Consider the following 18145-nt stretch of genomic DNA (forward strand, 5'->3'; position numbering starts at 1 on the left):
GGGGAGGCAGATGAGAGAGCGCCCGTATGCGAATGCCCTACTTCCTCGGGGAAAGACACCGCCATGACCACCCGCACCAACCTGTCGGCGCTGGCGCTGAAGTACAGCACGCTCACCGTGTTCTTCATGCTGGCGCTCACGGCGGCCGGCATCTACGCCTTCTTCAGTCTCGGCCGCGGCGAGGATCCGCCGTTCACCATCAAGCAGATGGTCGTGTCGGCCGCCTGGCCCGGCGCCACTGCGCGCGAGATGGAGCAGCAGGTCACCGAGAAGATCGAGACCAAGCTTCAGGAGCTGCCGTACTTCAACTTCGTCAACAGCTACACCAAGCCCGGTGAGACGGTGATCTACGTCTCGTTGCGCGACGACACCCCGCCCGCCAAGGTGCCCGACCTGTGGTACCAGGTGCGCAAGAAGGTCGGCGACATCAGAAGCTCGCTGCCGGCCGGCGTCGTCGGCCCGTTCTTCAACGACGAATACGGCGACACCTACAGCATGATCTGGGCTTTCGAATCGGATGGCTTCTCACCAGCGGAGGTGAAGGAGATCGTGAAGAGCGTACGGCAGCGCCTGCTGCGCGTGCCCGACGTCACCAAGGCCGATCTGTTCGGGCTGCAGGACGAGAAGATCTACATCGAGTTCAGCCATGCACGCCTCGCCATGCTGGGCGTGCCGATCGACCAGATCCTCGAGGTGATCCGGCGGCAGAATGCCATCGTCGCCACGGGCACGGTCGAGACCAAGGGCGAGCGCGTCTCGGTGCGCGTCGACGGCGCGCCGCTCTCGGCCGAGGAGGTGGCCAATCTGCCGCTCAGCGCCGGCGGCCGCAACATCACCCTGTCCGATGTCGCCGAGATCAAGCGCGGCTACCAGGATCCGAGGCAGATATCGATGCGCTTCAAGGGCAAGCCGGTGATCGGTCTCGGCGTTGTCATGGCGCCGGGCGGCAACGTGCAGACGCTCGGCAAAGCGCTCGACAAGGCGATGGCCGAGGTCGAGGCGAACTTGCCGGTCGGCATCACCGTGCACCGCGTCGCCAACCAGCCCGAGGTCGTCGACAGGTCGTTCGAGGAGTTCGTATCCTCGCTGCTCGAGGCGCTCGCCATCGTGCTGGTGGTGTCGTTCATCAGCCTCGGCATCCGCACCGGCGTCATCGTGGCGCTCTCGGTGCCGCTGGTGCTCGCCATCACCTTCGTCGGCATGATGTTGCTCGGCATCGACTTCCAGCGCATCTCGCTCGGCGCCCTGATCATCGCGCTCGGCCTGCTGGTCGACGACGCCATCATCGCCGTCGAGATGATGATGGTGAAGCTCGAGCAGGGCGCCAGCCGGCTCGAGGCCGCCACCTTTGCCTACACCTCGACCGCCTTTCCGATGCTGACCGGCACCCTGGTCACCGCGGTCGGCTTCGTGCCCGTGGGCTTCGCCCGGTCGAGCGCCGGCGAATACACCAACTCGATCTTCTGGGTGGTCGGGCTGTCGCTGATCATCTCGTGGTTCGTCGCCGTGCTGTTCACGCCATGGATGGGCTACCACCTGCTGCCGACGCCCAAGGTCCACCATCACGATCCCTACGGCGGCCGGCTGTACACGGTTTTCCGCAGGCTGGTCGTATGGTGCGTCACTTGGCGCAAGACCACGATCGCCATCACCGCGCTCGCCTTCGTCGCCGCCATGGGCGCCTTCACCCTGGTGCAGAAGCAGTTCTTCCCGACCGCCAACCGGCCCGAGCTGATCGTCGACATGAAGCTCGCCCAGGGCGCGTCGTGGGAGGCCACCAACAAGGAGGTCAAGCGCCTCGAGCGGTGGCTGGCCGAGAATCCCGACGTCGACATCTACACGTCCTATGTCGGCGCGGGCAGCCCGCGCTTCTACCTGCCGACCGTCCCCGAGCTCACCAACGCCAATTTCGGCCAGGTCATCGTGATGACCAGGAGCCTGGAGGCGCGCGAGCGGGTGTTCGCCGAGCTCGACAAGCTGTTCGCCACCGGCTTCGAGGCCGTGCGCGCCCGCGTGCAGCGGCTGCAGAACGGCCCGCCGGTGAGCTACCCCGTGATGTTCCGCGTGCTGGGCGAGGATCCGCAGCAGGTCCGAACCATCGCCGAGCAGGTGCGCCAGGTGTTCAAGGCGGACCCCGCGACGCGCGACATCAACTTCGACTGGAACGAGCTCTCCAAGTCGGTGCGGCTCGAGGTCGACCAGAACAAGGCGCGTGCGCTGGGGGTCGACTCCCAGCTCTTGGGCAACACGCTGCAGACCCTGCTGTCGGGCGTGACCGTGACGCAGTACCGCGAGCGCACCGAGTCGATCGACGTCGTGGCGCGCGCCGTGCCGGGCGAGCGGCTGAGCGTCGAGGGGCTGGAGGCGATCAACCTCCGCACCTCGACCGGCGGCGTGGTCTCGCTCGCCCAGATCGCCACGCTCAAGTTCGAGCTCGAGGAGCCGATCCTGTGGCGGCGCAACAAGGAGCTGCTGATGACGGTGCGCGCCGGCGTGATCGACGGCGTGCAGGGCCCCGACGTCGCCGCCCGCCTCGACAAGGCGCTGGCGCCACTGCGCGCCGACCTGCCGGCCGGCTATCGCATCGAGGTCGGCGGCGATGCCGAGGAGAGCGCCAAGAGCCAGGGCTCGATCTTCAAGATGATGCCGGTGATGGCCTTCCTGATGGTGCTGTTCCTGATGCTGCAGCTGCAGAGCTTCTCCAAGCTCGTCCTGGTCTTGCTGACGGCGCCGCTCGGCCTGATCGGCGTGTCGCTGTTCCTGCTGGCGTTCAACCAGCCCTTCGGCTTCGTCTCGCTGCTGGGCGTGATCGCGCTGGCCGGCATGATCATGCGCAACTCGGTGATCCTGGTCGACCAGATCGACCAGGATATCGCCGCCGGCCACACCGCCTGGGACGCCGTGATCGACGCCACGGTGCGCCGCGCCCGGCCCATCCTGCTGACCGCCGGCACCGCCATCTTCGCCATGATCCCGCTGTCGCGCAGCGTCTTCTGGGGGCCCATGGCCGTCGCCCTGATGGGCGGCCTGCTGGTCGCGACCGCGTTGACACTCCTGTTCCTGCCCGCGCTCTACGCCGCCTGGTTCCGGGTCAAGCAGCCGGCGGCGAAGCCGGCGCTGGTCGAGACGCCGGCCGCCCATCCGCCGCTGGCGATCGCGGCGGAGTAAGACTCATCCCCCTCCCCAGCTTCGCTGGGGAGGCCCTCATGATTCCTCCCCAGCCAAGGCGCTGTAACCAGCGCCTTGGCTGGGGAGGTGTCGCCGTCACACGGCGACGGAGGGGTCAGAGGCACCAGTCGGGTTGCTCATGACCCCTCCGTCCGCGAAGACACGGACACCTCCCCAGCTTCGCTAGGGAGGAGAATGACACTCAGGAAACCCGGCCCTCGGCCGTATGGACGTCCGTCGTGCGGCCGGCGCTGACCTCGAGGATGATCTCGATGCCGCGCACGATGTCGGCCAGCGCCATCGAGGGGGCGCCGCCCAGCCGTGAGGCCTGCTCGGGAACGTAGGGAATGTGCAGGAAGCCGCCGCGGATCGCCGACGACCTGCCCTGCACCATGTCCATCAGGGCAAAGAAGATGTGGTTGCAGACGAAGGTGCCGGCCGTGTTCGACACCGCCGCAGGCAGGCCCGCCTCGCGCATCGCCGCGACGCAGGCCTTGATCGGCAGGGTCGCGAAGTGCGCCGCCGGGCCTCCCGCCACGACCGGAATGTCGATCGGCTGCTTGCCGTCATTGTCGCGAATGCGCGCGTCCTGGACGTTGACGGCGACCCGCTCCAGGCAAAGCTCGGTGCGGCCGCCGGCCTGCCCGACGCACAGGACGATCTCGGGATCGATCTCGTCGATCGCCTGGCGCAGCACGCCGGCCGACAGCGCATAAGATGTCGGCAGCTCCGCGGTGTGGACCGCGAGGCTGCCGATCTGCTTCTTGAGATGCTTCACCGCCAGCGACGACGGGTTGACCTTGTCGCCGCCGAACGGATCGAAGCCGGTTACGAGTGCTCTCAGGGGGCAGCCGCTACTTGTTGGCCGCGTCGACCGCGCGACGGGCCATCACGCCCACCAGATGAGCGCGGTACTCGGCGCTGCCGTGGATGTCGCTGTTCAGCCCGTCGGCCGGGATCTTGATGTCCTTGATCGCCGCCGAGGAGAAATCCTTGGCCAGCGCATCTTCCATCGCCTTGACGCGGAACACGCAGGGGCCGGCGCCGGTAACCGCCACGCGCACGCCCGAGGCCGACTTGGCCACGAACACCCCCACCATGGCGTAACGCGACGCCGGATTGGGGAACTTCATGTAGGCGGCCTTCTCGACCTTGGGGAAGCTGATCGAGGTGATCAGCTCACCCTCCCCCAGCGCGGTCTCGAACAGGCCCTTGAAGAAGCCGTCGGCGGCGTGCTTGCCGGTATTGGTCGTGACGGTGGCGTTCAGCGCCAACACGGCCGCCGGATAGTCCGCCGCCGGATCGTTGTTGGCCACCGAGCCGCCGATCGTGCCGCGATTGCGCACCTGCGGGTCGCCGATATGGCCCGCCAGATGGGCGAGTGCCGGGATGGCGGCCTTGACGTCGGCCGAGCTCGCGACGTCGGCGTGCTTCGTCATCCCGCCGATCACCACGTTGTTGCCCTCGACCTTGATGCCGGCGAGCTCTTTCACACCGCCGAGATCGACGACGTCGCTCGGCCGCGCCAGACGCTGCTTCAGGGTCGGGATCAGGGTCATGCCGCCCGACATCGGCCGCGCCTCGTCCTTGCCCTTGAGCAGGTTGACGGCGTCGGCCAGCGACTTCGGACGGTGATAGGTAAAGTCGTACATCTCCAATTCCTCCCCTTACTTCGCCGCGCCGTGGATGGCCTGCCACACGTTGAGTGGCGTGGCCGGCATCGGCACGTGGCTGACGCCGACCGGCGCCAGCGCGTCGTGGACCGCGTTCATCACGGCAGCCGGTGCGGCAATCGCGCCAGCCTCGCCGCATCCCTTCACGCCCAGCGGATTGTGCGGGCAAGGCGTGACCTTGTAGCCGAGCTTGAAGGACGGCACGTCGTCGGCGCGCGGCATGGTGTAGTCCATGTACGAGCCGCTGATCAGCTGGCCGGTCTCCCCGTCATACACGGCGTTCTCCAGCAACGCCTGGCCGACGCCCTGGACGATGCCGCCGTGAACCTGGCCCTCGACGATCATCGGATTGATGATGTTGCCGAAATCGTCGACAGCGGTGAAGTTGACGATGTCGACCTCGCCGGTGTCGGGATCGACCTCGACCTCGCAGATCTGCGTCCCCGACGGATAGACGAAGTTCAACGGGTCGTAGAAAGCATTCTCGTCCATCCCGGGCTCGAGCTCGGCTAGCGGATAGTTGTGCGGAACGTAAGCCGCGAACACGGCCTGGCCCAGCGGCACCGCCTTGTCGGTGCCGGCTACCTTGAAGGTGCCGCCTTCGAACACGACGTCGGCCACCGACGCTTCCATGAGATGGGCGGCTATGCGCTTGCCTTTGGCGATGACCTTGTCGGCCGCCTTCATGATGGCCGAGCCGCCGACCGCCAGCGAGCGGCTGCCGTAGCTGCCCATGCCGAACGGCGTCGTCGCCGTGTCGCCATGAACCACCTCGATCTGCTCGAGCGGAACGCCGAGCTTGTCCGACACGATCTGGGCGAACGTCGTCTCATGGCTCTGGCCGTGGCTGTGCGCGCCGGTCAGGATCTGCACGTTGCCCGTCGGGTTGAAGCGGATCTGCGCGGACTCCCACTGGCCGACGCCGCCACCCAGCGAGCCGATGACCTGCGACGGCCCGAGGCCGCATGCCTCGATGTAGGACGAGAAGCCGATGCCGCGCAGCTTGCCGCGTGACTTGGCCTCGGCCCTGCGACCCTCGAAGCCCTTGTACTCGGCGATCTTCATCGCCTCGTCGATGATTGGCGGGTAGTTGCCCGAATCGTACTGCAGGGCCACCGGCGTCTGATACGGGAACGCGGTCGACGGAATGAAGTTCTTGCGGCGCAGCTCCGCCGGATCGATTTTCATCTCCTTCGCGGCCTTGCTGACGATGCTCTCGAGCACGAAGGTCGCTTCGGGGCGGCCGGCGCCCCGATAGGCGTCGACCGGCGCGGTGTGGGTGACCGCCGCTTTCACGTTGGCGTAGATCAACGGCGTGGTGTACTGGCCGGCGAGCAACGTGGCGTAGAGGTAGGTCGGCACTGCCGTCGAGAAGGTCGACAGGTACGCGCCCATGTTGGCGATGGTGTTGACCCGCAGCGCCAGGAACTTGCCATCCTTGTCGAGCGCCAGCTCGGCATGGGTGATGTGGTCACGGCCGTGCGCGTCGGTCTGGAACGATTCGCTGCGTTCGGCGGTCCACTTGATCGGCCGCCCGACCCGTGATGCCGCCCAGCACACCATCGTCTCGTCGGCATAGCAGAAGATCTTGCTGCCGAAGCCGCCGCCCACATCGGGGGCGACGACGCGCAGCTTGTGCTCGGGAATGCCCAGCACGAAGGCCGACAGGATGAGACGCAGCACGTGTGGATTCTGCGACGTCGACCACAGCGTGTAATTGCCGGTTCCCTTGTCGTACTCCGCGGCCGCAGCGCGCGGCTCCATCGCGTTGGGGATCAGGCGGTTGTTGACCAGATCGAGCTTGGTGACATGCGCCGCCTTGGCGAACGCGGCGTCGACGTCGGCCTTCACGCCGAGCTCCCAGTCGTAGATCAGGTTGCCCGGCGCCTCGGCATGGACCTGCGGCGTGCCCGCCTCGAGCGCCTTCGCGAGATCGACGTTGGCCGGCAACACCTCATAATCGATCTTGATAGCCTCGGCCGCGTCCTTCGCCTCGTCGTGGCTGTTGGCGATGATCATCGCCACCGAGTCGCCGACATAGCGCACCGTATCCACCGCCATCACCGGATGCGGCGGCGACTTGTGCGGCTGGCCGTGCTTGTCCTTCACTACCCAGCCGCAGATCAGGCCGCCGACCTTGGCGTCGGCGACATCCTTGCCGGTAAAAATTTCGACGACGCCCGGCATGGCCTTGGCGGCCGCGACGTCGATGCTCTTGATCTTGGCGTGCGCGTGCGGCGAACGCAAAAAGTAGGCGTAGGTCGTGCGTGCCAGGGGCAGGTCGTCGACATAGCGGCCGGTGCCGGTCAGGAAGCGCTGATCTTCCTTCCGCGTCACCCGGGCGCCGATCCCGGTTGCGGCGGTCATGGCTACACCCCCGCCGACTTCATGGCCGGCGCCGCGGCCAGAATCGCCTTGACGATGTTGTGGTAGCCCGTGCAGCGGCAGAGGTTACCCTCGAGCTCGCGGCGCACTGTCATCTCGTCGAGCTGGTAGTTGTGACGCTTCACCATGTCGATGGCGCTCATCACCATGCCCGGCGTGCAGAAGCCGCACTGCAGCGCATGGTTCTCGCGGAATGCCTCCTGCATCGGATGCAGCTTGTCGGCGCTTTCGGCCAGACCCTCGATGGTGATCACCTTGGCGCCCTCGGCCTGGACGGCGAGCATGGTGCATGACTTGATCGACTTGCCGTCGACATGGACGACGCAGGCGCCGCACTGGCTGGTATCGCAGCCGACGTGGGTTCCGGTCATGCCGAGATGCTCGCGCAGGAACTGAACCAGCAGGGTACGCGCCTCGACCTTGCCGGAAACGGCCTTGCCGTTGACGGTCATGGCGACATTGATGGTCATCAAACTTCTCCCTCACATTGTTGGTTCAGGGCGGAGGCGCCGGAGTGCGCCCGTCGCGTGTTGGCGCGACTGTGGCAAGCCGTTTGTAGAGTGGTCAAGCGAATTGCGGATGACGGCATTCGACGGCCGATCGACGCGCTAACGGCTCGCAAGAAACACGACGATCAGGATGGCAGCGCCGATGCCGATGACCAGCCAGTGCCTGTAGCCGCGCTGCGCCGCTGCGGTCGGGTCCGGCCTCGCGGTCGGACCTGCCGTGTAGCTGGGCGGCGCGGCAGCCGCAGGTATCGTCGGGGAAGCCGTCGCTGACGATGCCGCCGGTGCTCCGGTGTCGGTGGGCGCCGTCTCGGCGGGCCCCGGAGGCACGGCCTCCTCAGCGGGCGGCGGTGCGCTCACCACCGCGGCGAACTTGCCGAAGAACTCGTCGGCCAGCTTCCTGGCGGTGCCGTCGATCAAGCGCGCGCCTACCTGGGCGATCTTGCCGCCAACCTGAGCGTCGACATTGTAGGTGAGCGTGGTCGCACCGGCGTCGTCGGCTAGGGCGACGACGGCGCCGCCTTTGGCGAAGCCGGCCGCCCCACCCTGCCCTTCGCCCGTGATTTTGTAGCCGTTCGGCGGGTCGATGTCCGACAGAGTCACCTTGCCTGCAAAGGCCGCACTGACCGGCCCGATGCGCAGGCGGACCTTGGCCTTCATCTCGGTGTCGGAAACCTTGTCGAGCGATTCGCAACCGGGAATGCAGGCTTGCAGCACCGCAGGATCATTGAGCGCCGCGAAGACTTTGTCGCGCGGCGCGGCGATCTTGTATTCGCCCTTGATTTCCATGTCGTAACTCCCGGCTCAAACGACAGCCTCACCCTGAGGAGCGCCCGCAGGGCGCGTCTCGAAGGGTGGGGAGCAGTCGTGCTGTTGCCCACCCTTCGAGACGGGCGCTTCGCGCCCTCCTCAGGGTGAGGTTCCCGAGGAGCGCGGCTACCATTTGCTGGTATAGGAGTCCGGCGGCGGTTCTGCCAGTGGCTCGCGAATCGAGACGTAGATTGTCGCCAGATAGGGTACCGCCATGATCAGAGCCAAGGCGGCAAACCAGTCGGCCTGGGTGTTCCAGAACAGCGTGCGGATGACCCAGCGGCCACCGTCGACTGCGACCAGGCCACCGGCGCCACCGTCGTAGAGCTTGATGGCCCCTTCGCTCACCACCATCACGATCGCCCAGAACACCAGCAGGAAGGCCAGGATCATCTCCGGCAGGACCGGCCGGATCCGGCTGAACGAGCGGTCCATGCGCACGAAGCCGCGGCTGCCGTCGTAGCCCAGCAGGCGGCCGAACGACAGCGCCTTGGCCCAGCGGTCGGCGCGCGATACCGGCTCGGAACGCACAATCGTCAGCGCTTTCCAGGCCATCAGCACGATGCTGGGAATGACGAAGCTCCAGATCGGGAAGTCGCGGTAGCGGCCGTCGATGGCGATCTGGCGGAACCAGTCGCCGATCCGGATCACGCCGTCGTACCAGTCGATGCTGATGACGATAAGGTAGAAGATGCAGAGCACCGTGAGCGCGAGATAGAGCAGCTGCGCCAGCAGGTCGGCACGCTGCAGAATTCGGTAGCGCGGCAGCGCCCGCCAGGCATGTAGCGCCTCGCGGACGCGAGCGCCGTAGAGCGACGGATCCGCCATCCGCCCCGTCAGGCTGTCGGCGATGCCGCGCAGCAGCGCGTAGCTGAACAGGCCGAGCAGCAACGCCCAGAACACGACGCCCAGCATCTTCTCGAAGTAGAACGTGCGCGCCAGGTCGATCCAGGTCGCCTGCACGTAGCAGGTCGCCACGACCTGGGCGAAGATCGCGAAGACCGCAATCGCCTTGCCGCCGGCGGCGCGGCGCAAGCCAACGAAACCGAACAGGATCAGGCCGGCCGCGATCGTCGACAGGATGAACAGAGCGCGCCAATGCGGTTCTGCGACCACCGGCTTGCCGAGCTCGAACTTGTCGTGACGCTGGGCGTCGAGCAAGCCCCACGCCGCGCCGACCGTGCCCTCCTGGCGGGCCTTCCAGTTCTGGTCGAACGCCTCGACGATGTTGTAGTCGAACTTCTCTCGCTCGGCGATGCCGCGGAAGGTCGAGAAGTAGCGCACCTGCTCGATCCGACCGGGCCGGGCGTCGGAGCGCATCCGGCCGTCGCTCGGCCAGCCCGTCTCTCCGATCACGATCGGCTTGTTGGGGAATCGCGCCTGCACCTTCTTGTAGATGTCGACGATGTGCTTATCGATGCTCGGCTTGCCGTCCGGCTCCCGCCGGTCGAGGCCGATCGGCTCGTCTTCCCAGTAGGGCAGGATATGAATGGTGATGAAGTCGACCTCGTCGGCCAGCGACGGGTTGCGCAGCCAGAATTCCCAGACGTCGGCATAGGTTACCGGCTGCGACACGCGCTGCTTGACCTGGCGGATGTATCGCCGCAGCTCGTTCGCGGTGAGATCCTTGCGCAACAACGCCTCGTTGCCGACGATCACCCGCTCGACCGTGTCCTTGTAGCGGTTGGCGTGATCGATCAGCAGGTTGATCTGCTCGAGGTTCTCCTTGTCGTTGTCGTTCAGCCACGCGCCATGCCAGACCTTGAGGCCGTACTTGCCGGCGCGCTGCGGCACGGCCTCGAGGTTCTCACCTGTCGAATAGGTGCGGACCGCGCGCACCTTGCCCTGCACCCGACGCAGGTCTTCCTCGATCTGGTCGGCCGACGGAAAGGTGCGGGTGAGCGGGCTCTGCCCCGGCCGATACGGGGCGAACGACACGCTTTGCAAAGGAGCGGTCGTCCATCCGGCGATCTCTACCGGCCGGTTCGGCCACCACCACCACAAGAGATTGAGCGCCGCCAATGCCACGAACGCAAGCAGCGCTATCAGAGCACGCATAAGGAGCTTTTAGCAGTATCGTTTGGCGGGCGTATGGCTTTTTCAAGTTTCCTCCCCAGCGAAGCTGGGGGAGGGGAATCAGAATCCTCCCTAGCGAAGCTGGGGAGGTGTCTCGGTAATCCGAGACGGAGGGGTCAGAGGCCTCAGTCCCGCTGCTCATGACCCCTCCGTCGCCGAAGACGGCGACACCTCCCCAAGCTACGCTTGGGGAGGAAAAGTGAGACGGGCTCACCCCGCTCCCTTCTGCACCCCGGCGATCGCCTGGCGCACGATCTGGTGGCCGCGAAACAGGACCGCCTCCTTCCAGTCGTCGGTCTCGGGATAGAATTGGCGACGCATGGCGGCGCGCACGGGGCCGGCCTCGGTGCCCAGCGGATCGCCGTATTTGTGCAACCAGTGGTCGGCGCGGAACGCCCGCTGGCCGCTCTCGCGGTCGAAGGTGCCGAACTCCAGGGTGCACATGGTCAGCCGCGTTTCCGGCTCGGTCAGCACCCGGTTGAGCCCATAGTGCCCGAGCCCGTCGCGCGCTTGCGAGGCCGTCTGTCCACGCTTCGACTCGGTGACCGACTCGCCCCAGAAGGCCCGCACCCGGCGCGAGGCCGGCGTGTCGATGTCGTAATGGGTGATCGGCTCGCCGTAGCCGTACGGGCCGAGGCCGGTGTGAAAGTCGATCACGGCGACGTCCTGGCGGCCCCTCAGGAAGCGATCGGTGATGGCGTGCAGGGTCCGGTTGGACCAAGAGGGCCCGCCGCCGCCGAAGAACATTCCGTCGGCATGGCTGTACTGGCCACCCGAAACGGCGCGGAAGTAGGCGATGTCGCCGACCTTCTTGCGGTAGGCGGCGAGCCTGGCATCCGCGGCATCGAGCGTCGCCTGGCTGAGATCCCGCGGCACCAGGAAGTCGGCCACCTCGAGGTAGCCCTCGTTTGCCGGATAAGGCTTGCCGTGATCGACGTAGTTGCGGTTGAGGTCGTTGCCCTCCTCCGTCGCCCGTCGTGTCCAGGCGAAGCCATAGGGATTGATGGCGTGGATGAAGACGGCCGCCGTGTCCTTCGGCAGCCCAGCCTCCCCGACATTGGCCAGCCAGTCGACCTGGAAGCCCGACCCGCAATAGCCTTCCACGCCATGCGTGCTCGAGATGGTCACGACGACACGGGAGGCGTCCTCAGGCCCCAGCCGCGCCACGTCGGTCGACAGAGCCTGGCCTTTCGGCCCCTTGTTCGGGTTATCGTAGCGATGGGTCCGCGCGCCGGCGATGCGCGCTGCCGCCAGGAACTTGTCGCGCGCCTCGTTGTAGTCCGCAGCGAAGGAATGAATGCTGGGCATGGGGCCGACCTCAGGTTCGCAGGGTCAATCCGCCATCCACCACCAGCTCATGGCCGGTGATGAAATCGGCTTCGTCGGATGCCAGCAGCAGGGCGCCGCGGGCTATGTCGATCGGCTGCCCGAGCCGGCGCAGCGCGGCCTTCTTCTCCCATACGGCGCGGATTTCGGGCTTGTCGAAGTTGGTCCGTGTCATGCCGGAATAGATGGCGCCCGGACAGACATAGTTGGCGGTGATGTTGAACTTGCCGAGCTCGAGCGCCAGCGTGCGCGTGAGGCCGCCGACACCCGCCTTCGAGGCGCAATAGGCGGCCAGGCCGTAATCGGTGTCGAACGCCATCACCGAGGCGGTGTTGACGATGCGGGCGCGGCCTTTTTCCCGCGCCCGCGCCTTGAGAGCCGGGATGGCTTCGCGGCACAGCCGGAACATTGCCCGGACATTGACCGCATTGACGTGGTCCCACTGCTCGTCGGTCATTTCCTCGACGAAGGCGCGGCCGCTCACACCGGCATTGTTGAACAGGATGTCGAGGGCGCCGTAGGCCTCGATGGCCTTGGCGACGATCTGCCGCGGCGCGTCACCGCCCGTGATGTCGCACGCGATGGTGGAAATCCTGCTGTTTCCGGCGTGGGCCTCGGCGATGGCCGATTCCGGCCGATCGACGGCCAGCACCTGGGCGCCCTCATCGGCAAACAGTCCGGCTGACGCTGCGCCAATCCCCGACGCCGCTCCCGTCACGATTGCGATCTTGCCTGCCAACCTGCCCATCGGGCTCTCCTTCACTCGACTTTGACGCCTGACGCCAGAGCGACGCGCTGCCACAGGGCAAGGTCACGTTCAATCACCTCGGCAAAGGCCTTGGCGCCGTGTCCCACGGGATCCGCGCCGAGCTTGACCAGGCGCGCCCGCATGTCCGGCGCCACGATGGCCTCGATGAACGCCCGCTCAAGCCGGCGCGTTACCGTGCGCGGCGTGCCGGCCGGCGCCATGACACCGGCCCAGACCACGACTTCGGCCGCCGGCCATCCCGCTTCCGCCATGGTAGGAACCTCGGGAAACAGCGGCGAGCGGGATGTCGTGGTGACCGCCAGAGGGCGCAGCTTCCCCGCCGCCACCATCATGGCCGCGGATGCGGTGCTGGTGAACATGGCTTGTACCTGCCCGGTCTGCAGGTCGTTCAGGGCCGGCGCCGCCCCGCGATAGGGCACGTGCACGACGTCGATCCCCGCCGCGAGCTTCAACGATTCCATGACGAGGTGGGAAATCGTCCCGACACCAGTCGAGGCATAGTTGAGGCCGCCGCGATTGGCCCGTGCTTCGCTTACGAAGTCGTCGACCGTCTTCATGGTCGATCTTTCGGCCACGACCAGCACCATGGGCGTGTCGGCGAGGTGCACGACCGGCGCCAGGTCCCTGGGCGGATCGAAGGTGAGCGAGCGATTGACCCAGGGCGCTATCGTCACCTGCGCCGCCGAGGCGAGCAGCAGCGTGTAGCCGTCGGGCTCGGCCTTGGCGACCGACGCCGCACCGATCAGGCCGGCTGCGCCGCCGCGATTGTCGACGACGATCGACTGGCCCAGCGCCGCGCTTGCCTCCTGGGCAGCAAGCCGTGCCAGCACGTCGATCGAACCGCCAGCCGCGAACGGCACCACGAGCGTGATCGGGCGCACCGGGAAGTCATCTGCCGCGACCGGCAAAGGCAGCAATGGCGCGCCGATGAGAGCCAGGAGGCTGCGACGGCCGAGCATGGCCGCACCCTCAGGCAACTGTGAGAACAACCTTACCGGTCGCCTTGCGCGACAGCAGGGCGTTCATGGCGTCGGCCCCCTTCTCGAGCGGAAAGCGCATCGACACGTGGGGCTTCAGCTTGCCCTCACCGTACCATTTCAGCAGCTCGTCGAAATTCTTGCGCGCTTCGGCCGGCTCGCGACCGCGCCATGCGCCATAGAAGACCCCACGCACGTCGCAGCTTTTCAGCAGGGCAAGGTTGGCGGGCAACGACGGGATGCGGCCCGCCGCGAAGCCGACCACGAGAATGCGGCCGTACCAGGCGATGCAGCGCACCGACTCGTCGAAGGCATCGCCGCCCACGGCGTCATAGACGATGTCGGCGCCGTTGCCGGCGGTGAGTTCCTTCACCTTGTCGCGCATCTTCTCCTTGTTGTAGTTCACGAACATGGTGGCGCCGTACTTGCGGCAGATCTCCATCTTCTCGTCCGAGCCGACGGCGGCGATCACCTTCAACCCCATCAATGCGCCGAGTTCGACCGCGGTCAGCCCGACGCCCCCCGAGGCGCCGGTCACCAGCAGCGTCTCGCCCGGCTTGTAGCTGCTCCTCTGCTTCAGGGCATAGTACGACGTGCCGTAGGTCATGGTGAAAGCGGCGCCGTCCTCGTAGCTCATGTTGGCCGGCATCTTCAGGAGATTGCCCTGGTCGACGACTGCCTCGGAGGCGTAACCGCCATGACCGATCATGCCGATCACGCGGTCCCCCACCGTATAACCGGTGACGCCCTCGCCCAGCTCGGTGATGTCGCCGCCGATCTCGTGGCCGGGAGCGAACGGACGCGGTGGCTTGAACTGATACTTGTCGGCGATGATCAACGTGTCGGGAAAATTGACGCCGGCCGCGCGGATCGCGACCCGGACCTGGCCCTTGCCCAGCGGCTGGGACGGCATCTCCACCAGCTTCAGGCTCTCCGGTCCGCCCGGTGTTTCACTCAGCATCGCGCGCATGTCGTCCGCTCCCGTCCCGCTATTTCGTCGTGTGGCGGCATTGATACGATGGCCGGCCCCTCAGCGTCCATTGCGGCCTCCCGCCGTGCTAGAAGGAGCGACTTTCGCGGGGAGGAAGATGATTCATCATGCTCCTCCCCAGCTTCGCTGGGGAGGTGTCCGCGTCATCGCGGACGGAGGGGTCATGGTTCTTGCCGGCAGCGCGCCGCTCAATGGCGCTCATGGGGTGCGTGATCAGCAGGGACAGCGCCACAGGAGTGGCGCGCTCCCAGCCATGAGACTCATGACCCCTTCGTCGCCGTATGACGGCGACACCTCTCCAGCGAAGCTGGGGAGGAGGACGACCGTCGCTCCAGAGCGGGCACTCTGATGGACGAACGCGGCGCGCTGCTGCCGGCGCTCGACCGGCTGTTCGCCGGGCCGCGCAATTCGTTGCTCACCGTATCGGCGATCCTGGAAGGCCTCGAGAACCGCTCCTACGCCTTCGCGATCGCCGCCCTCAACCTGCCCAACTGCATTCCGACCGGAATTCCCTGGCTGTCGACCATCACCGGCGTGCCCATGCTGCTGCTGGTCGCACAATTCTTCATGGGCAGGCCCACGCCGTCCCTGCCCGACTTCATCGGCAAGCGCGGCCTGGACCGCGGCCAGCTGCAGGATTTCCTGGGTCGCGCACGGCGGCACCTGCGCCGGCTGGAACGCACCATACATCCGCGCCAGGAGGCGTGGGTCTCGGGAACGCCGCGCCGGCTGCTGCTGCTCGCCTGGGCGGCCAACATCTTCCTCCTCGCCTTGCCGATTCCCTTCGACAACCTTTTTCCCGCCTGGGCCATCTTGTTCTTCTGCCTCGCCCTGATCGAAGGTGATGGCGTGATGGCCATGCTGGGCTGGCTCCTTACCCTGGCGACCGCAGCCTGGACTGTCTTCTTGCTGATGATCGGCCACGCCGCGCTCATGGCCGCCTTCGTGGCCCTGCGCGAGCTGCTCTTCGACTGACTTCCCAACGAGGCCTTCATGACTGGACCGTCCGACACCGTGACCGAGCTGCTCGCTAACCTGGAGCGCGGGGAATCGCTGCCGGCGCGCTGGTACACCGATCCGTCGATCGCCGAACGCGAGCTTGCCCGGATATTCCGCAAGAGCTGGATCTATGTCGGTCCGCTGGCGCATCTGGCGAATCTCGGTGACTACATCACCGGATATGCGGGCGGCGTTCCCGTCGTTGTCGTCCGCGGCGAGGCCGGGCTGGCGGGGTTCGTGAATGTCTGCCGTCATCGACGGCACGAGGTCATGCAAGGTCGGGGCAACGCCCGCATGATGATGTGCGGCTACCACGCCTGGACCTACGACCTCGGCGGCCAGCTTCGGCGCGCCCCGCGCTCCGAAGGCGCGGCGGATTTCCGACTCGAAGATTTTCCGCTGCTGCCGATCCGCGCCGAGGCGCTGGGTCCGCTCGTGTTCGCCAACCTCGACCAGGAGGCGCTGCCGGTGCAGCACTTCTTCGGGCCGGTGCTCGACATCATCGCCCAGGCCGGCATCGTGCTCGACGAGCTCGAGCCGCACAGCCGCGCCGAGGGCAACTCCCCGGCCAACTGGAAGGCGATGCTGGAGAACTACCTCGAATGCTACCATTGCGCGGTTGCCCACCCGGGATTCAGCGCCGCCATCGACGTGCGCCCCGACCAGTACAAGTACGAAGCGCGCGACTGGTTCTCGACGCAGACCGGCCCGGTGAAGCGGTCGGCGTTGGCTGGCCAGGGCAAGGCACCACCCTACGATGTCACCGGCGCTGTCGGCGAATCGCAGTACCACTTCCTGTGGCCGAACCTCACCATCAGCATCAATCCGGGTTTCCCCAACCTGTCTGCCGAGCTCTGGATCCCGGACGGGCCGGCCGTGACCAAGGGTTTCTCCGACCGGTTCTTCGGCCGCGGCGCGAGCGAGGAGTTCATCCGCACGATGATCGCCTTCAACGAGCAGGTCGCCGCCGAGGACGATCGCCTCACCGACTCGGTGCAACGCGGCCTGATGGGCGGCCTCCCCGACCGCGGCCGCTTCCTGCCCAACGCCGAACCGCTTGTGCTGGACTTTCAGCGCAAGATCATCCGGGCGATGGTCGGCAAGAATTGACGCTCATTCTCCTCCCCAGCGTCACCGCTGGGGAGGTCCTCATGATTCCTCCCTAGCGAAGCTGGGGAGGTGTCGCCGTCTTACGGCGACGGAGGGGTCATGGGCAACGCGACCGAGGCTCATGACCCCTCCGTCCGCGATTACGCGGACACCTCCCCAGCGATGACGCTGGGGAGGAGCATGAGCTCAATACGACCGCGGCAAGCCCAGCACGTGCTCTGAAATGAAGTTCAGGATCATGTTGGTCGAGATCGGCGCCACCATGTAGAGGCGCGTCTCGCGGAACTTGCGTTCGATGTCGTATTCCTCGGCGAAGCCGAAGCCGCCGTGCGTCTGGACGCACATGTCGGCGGCAGCCCAGGCCGCCTCCGAGCCCAGCATCTTGGCCATGTTGGCCTCGGCGCCGCACGGCAGGCCGGCCTCGTAGAGGGTCGCCGCCTTGCGCACCATCAGGTCGGCGGCCTCGCTCTGGGCATAAGCGCGCGCGATCGGGAATTGCACGCCCTGGTTCTGGCCAATCGGCCGGCCGAACAGCTTGCGCTGCTTGGCGTAGTCGGTCGCCTTCTCGATGAACCAGCGCGAATCGCCGATGCATTCGGCCGCGATCAGCACACGCTCGGCATTCATGCCGCCCAGGATGTAGCGGAAGCCCTTGCCTTCCTCGCCGACGAGGTTTTCCGCCGGCACCTCCATGTTGTCGAAGAACACCTCGGTGGTGTTGTGGTTCATCATGGTGCGGATCGGCCGGATGGTGAGGCCCTTGCCGAGCTCCTCGCGCATGTCGACCACGAAGACGGACAATCCCTCGGTGCGCTTCTCGACCTGGTCGCGCGGCGTGGTGCGCGCCAGGAGCAGCATCAGGTCGGAATGCTCGGCGCGGCTGGTCCACACCTTCTGGCCGTTCACGACGTACGTGCTGTTGTTCTTCTTCACCGCGGTCGTGCGCAGCGCCAGCGTGTCGGTGCCGCTGGTCGGCTCGGTCACGCCGAATGCCTGCAGGCGCAGCTCGCCGCTGGCGATGCGCGGCAGGTAGCGCTGCTTCTGCTCGGCGCTGCCGTGCCGCAGCAAGGTGCCCATGATGTACATTTGGGCGTGGCAGGCGGCACCGTTGCAGCCGGCGCGCTGCACCTCCTCGAGCACCGCGGCGGCGGCCGAGATGCCGAGACCGGCGCCGCCATACTCTTCCGGAATCAGGGTGGCCAGCCAACCGGCCTCGGTCAGCGCCTTCACGAAAGCCGTGGGATAGGCGCGCTCGCGATCGAGCTCGCGCCAGTAGGCGCCATCAAACTTCAGGCAGAGCTGGCGAACCGCGTCGCGGATTTCAGGGTGGGTCGAGGCGTAGGGATTTTCCATGG

The 18145-nt window shown here is 66.5% G+C and carries 14 protein-coding genes; 3 read left to right on the plus strand and 11 right to left on the minus strand.

Annotation, left to right across the window (positions count from 1 at the left end; genetic code table 11):
* Window positions 1-63: 63 nt before the first annotated feature.
* Window positions 64-3168 carry an efflux RND transporter permease subunit gene (locus tag ACILR9_RS15445; RefSeq protein WP_395710830.1) on the plus strand — a complete coding sequence of 1035 codons (3105 nt, stop codon included), beginning with the start codon at window positions 64-66 and terminating at the stop codon, window positions 3166-3168.
* Between the two features lie 202 nt (window positions 3169-3370).
* On the opposite strand, the gene pcp is transcribed toward ACILR9_RS15445, so the two are convergent.
* From pcp to ACILR9_RS15495, 10 genes are all read right to left on the minus strand, one after another.
* Complete coding sequence (gene pcp, locus ACILR9_RS15450; protein ID WP_395710911.1) at window positions 3371-4012, minus strand: pyroglutamyl-peptidase I; 642 nt, start codon at window positions 4010-4012, stop codon at window positions 3371-3373.
* A gap of 10 nt (window positions 4013-4022) precedes the next feature.
* On the minus strand, window positions 4023-4820 hold the full coding sequence (locus ACILR9_RS15455) for an FAD binding domain-containing protein (RefSeq protein WP_395710831.1): 798 nt from the start codon (window positions 4818-4820) through the stop codon (window positions 4023-4025).
* Window positions 4821-4835: 15 nt separating this feature from the next.
* The gene (locus ACILR9_RS15460; RefSeq protein ID WP_395710832.1) at window positions 4836-7208 is read right to left on the minus strand and encodes a xanthine dehydrogenase family protein molybdopterin-binding subunit; all 2373 of its coding nucleotides are present in this window, start codon (window positions 7206-7208) and stop codon (window positions 4836-4838) included.
* 2 nt (window positions 7209-7210) lie between these two features.
* Entirely contained in the window at window positions 7211-7696 is a 486-nt protein-coding gene (locus tag ACILR9_RS15465; protein WP_395710833.1) for a (2Fe-2S)-binding protein, read from the minus strand.
* A 138-nt stretch (window positions 7697-7834) separates the two neighbouring features.
* A complete protein-coding gene (locus ACILR9_RS15470; RefSeq protein WP_395710834.1) occupies window positions 7835-8521 on the minus strand; it encodes a carbon monoxide dehydrogenase subunit G in 687 nt (228 codons plus the stop codon).
* 147 nt (window positions 8522-8668) lie between these two features.
* On the minus strand, window positions 8669-10600 hold the full coding sequence (locus ACILR9_RS15475; RefSeq protein ID WP_395710835.1) for a hypothetical protein: 1932 nt from the start codon (window positions 10598-10600) through the stop codon (window positions 8669-8671).
* 228 nt (window positions 10601-10828) lie between these two features.
* Window positions 10829-11926 carry a M14 family metallopeptidase gene (locus tag ACILR9_RS15480; protein ID WP_395710836.1) on the minus strand — a complete coding sequence of 366 codons (1098 nt, stop codon included), beginning with the start codon at window positions 11924-11926 and terminating at the stop codon, window positions 10829-10831.
* Between the two features lie 10 nt (window positions 11927-11936).
* Window positions 11937-12692: an SDR family NAD(P)-dependent oxidoreductase gene (locus ACILR9_RS15485; RefSeq protein WP_395710837.1), complete on the minus strand. Its 756-nt coding sequence runs from the start codon at window positions 12690-12692 to the stop codon at window positions 11937-11939.
* A gap of 11 nt (window positions 12693-12703) precedes the next feature.
* On the minus strand, window positions 12704-13672 hold the full coding sequence (locus tag ACILR9_RS15490) for a Bug family tripartite tricarboxylate transporter substrate binding protein (RefSeq protein WP_395710838.1): 969 nt from the start codon (window positions 13670-13672) through the stop codon (window positions 12704-12706).
* A 10-nt stretch (window positions 13673-13682) separates the two neighbouring features.
* Window positions 13683-14660 carry an NADPH:quinone oxidoreductase family protein gene (locus tag ACILR9_RS15495; protein WP_395710839.1) on the minus strand — a complete coding sequence of 326 codons (978 nt, stop codon included), beginning with the start codon at window positions 14658-14660 and terminating at the stop codon, window positions 13683-13685.
* 369 nt (window positions 14661-15029) lie between these two features.
* Between ACILR9_RS15495 and ACILR9_RS15500 the strand changes: the two genes are divergently transcribed.
* Complete coding sequence (locus ACILR9_RS15500; RefSeq protein WP_395710840.1) at window positions 15030-15656, plus strand: exopolysaccharide biosynthesis protein; 627 nt, start codon at window positions 15030-15032, stop codon at window positions 15654-15656.
* An 18-nt stretch (window positions 15657-15674) separates the two neighbouring features.
* Window positions 15675-16790 carry an SRPBCC family protein gene (locus tag ACILR9_RS15505; RefSeq protein WP_395710841.1) on the plus strand — a complete coding sequence of 372 codons (1116 nt, stop codon included), beginning with the start codon at window positions 15675-15677 and terminating at the stop codon, window positions 16788-16790.
* Window positions 16791-16976: 186 nt separating this feature from the next.
* On the opposite strand, the gene ACILR9_RS15510 is transcribed toward ACILR9_RS15505, so the two are convergent.
* Window positions 16977-18143 (minus strand): acyl-CoA dehydrogenase family protein, encoded by a 1167-nt coding sequence (locus ACILR9_RS15510; RefSeq protein ID WP_395710842.1) that lies wholly within the window; start codon window positions 18141-18143, stop codon window positions 16977-16979.
* Between the last annotated feature and the right edge of the window lie 2 nt (window positions 18144-18145).

Source organism: Reyranella sp. (genome assembly GCF_044224635.1).
Classification (GTDB): domain Bacteria; phylum Pseudomonadota; class Alphaproteobacteria; order Reyranellales; family Reyranellaceae; genus Reyranella.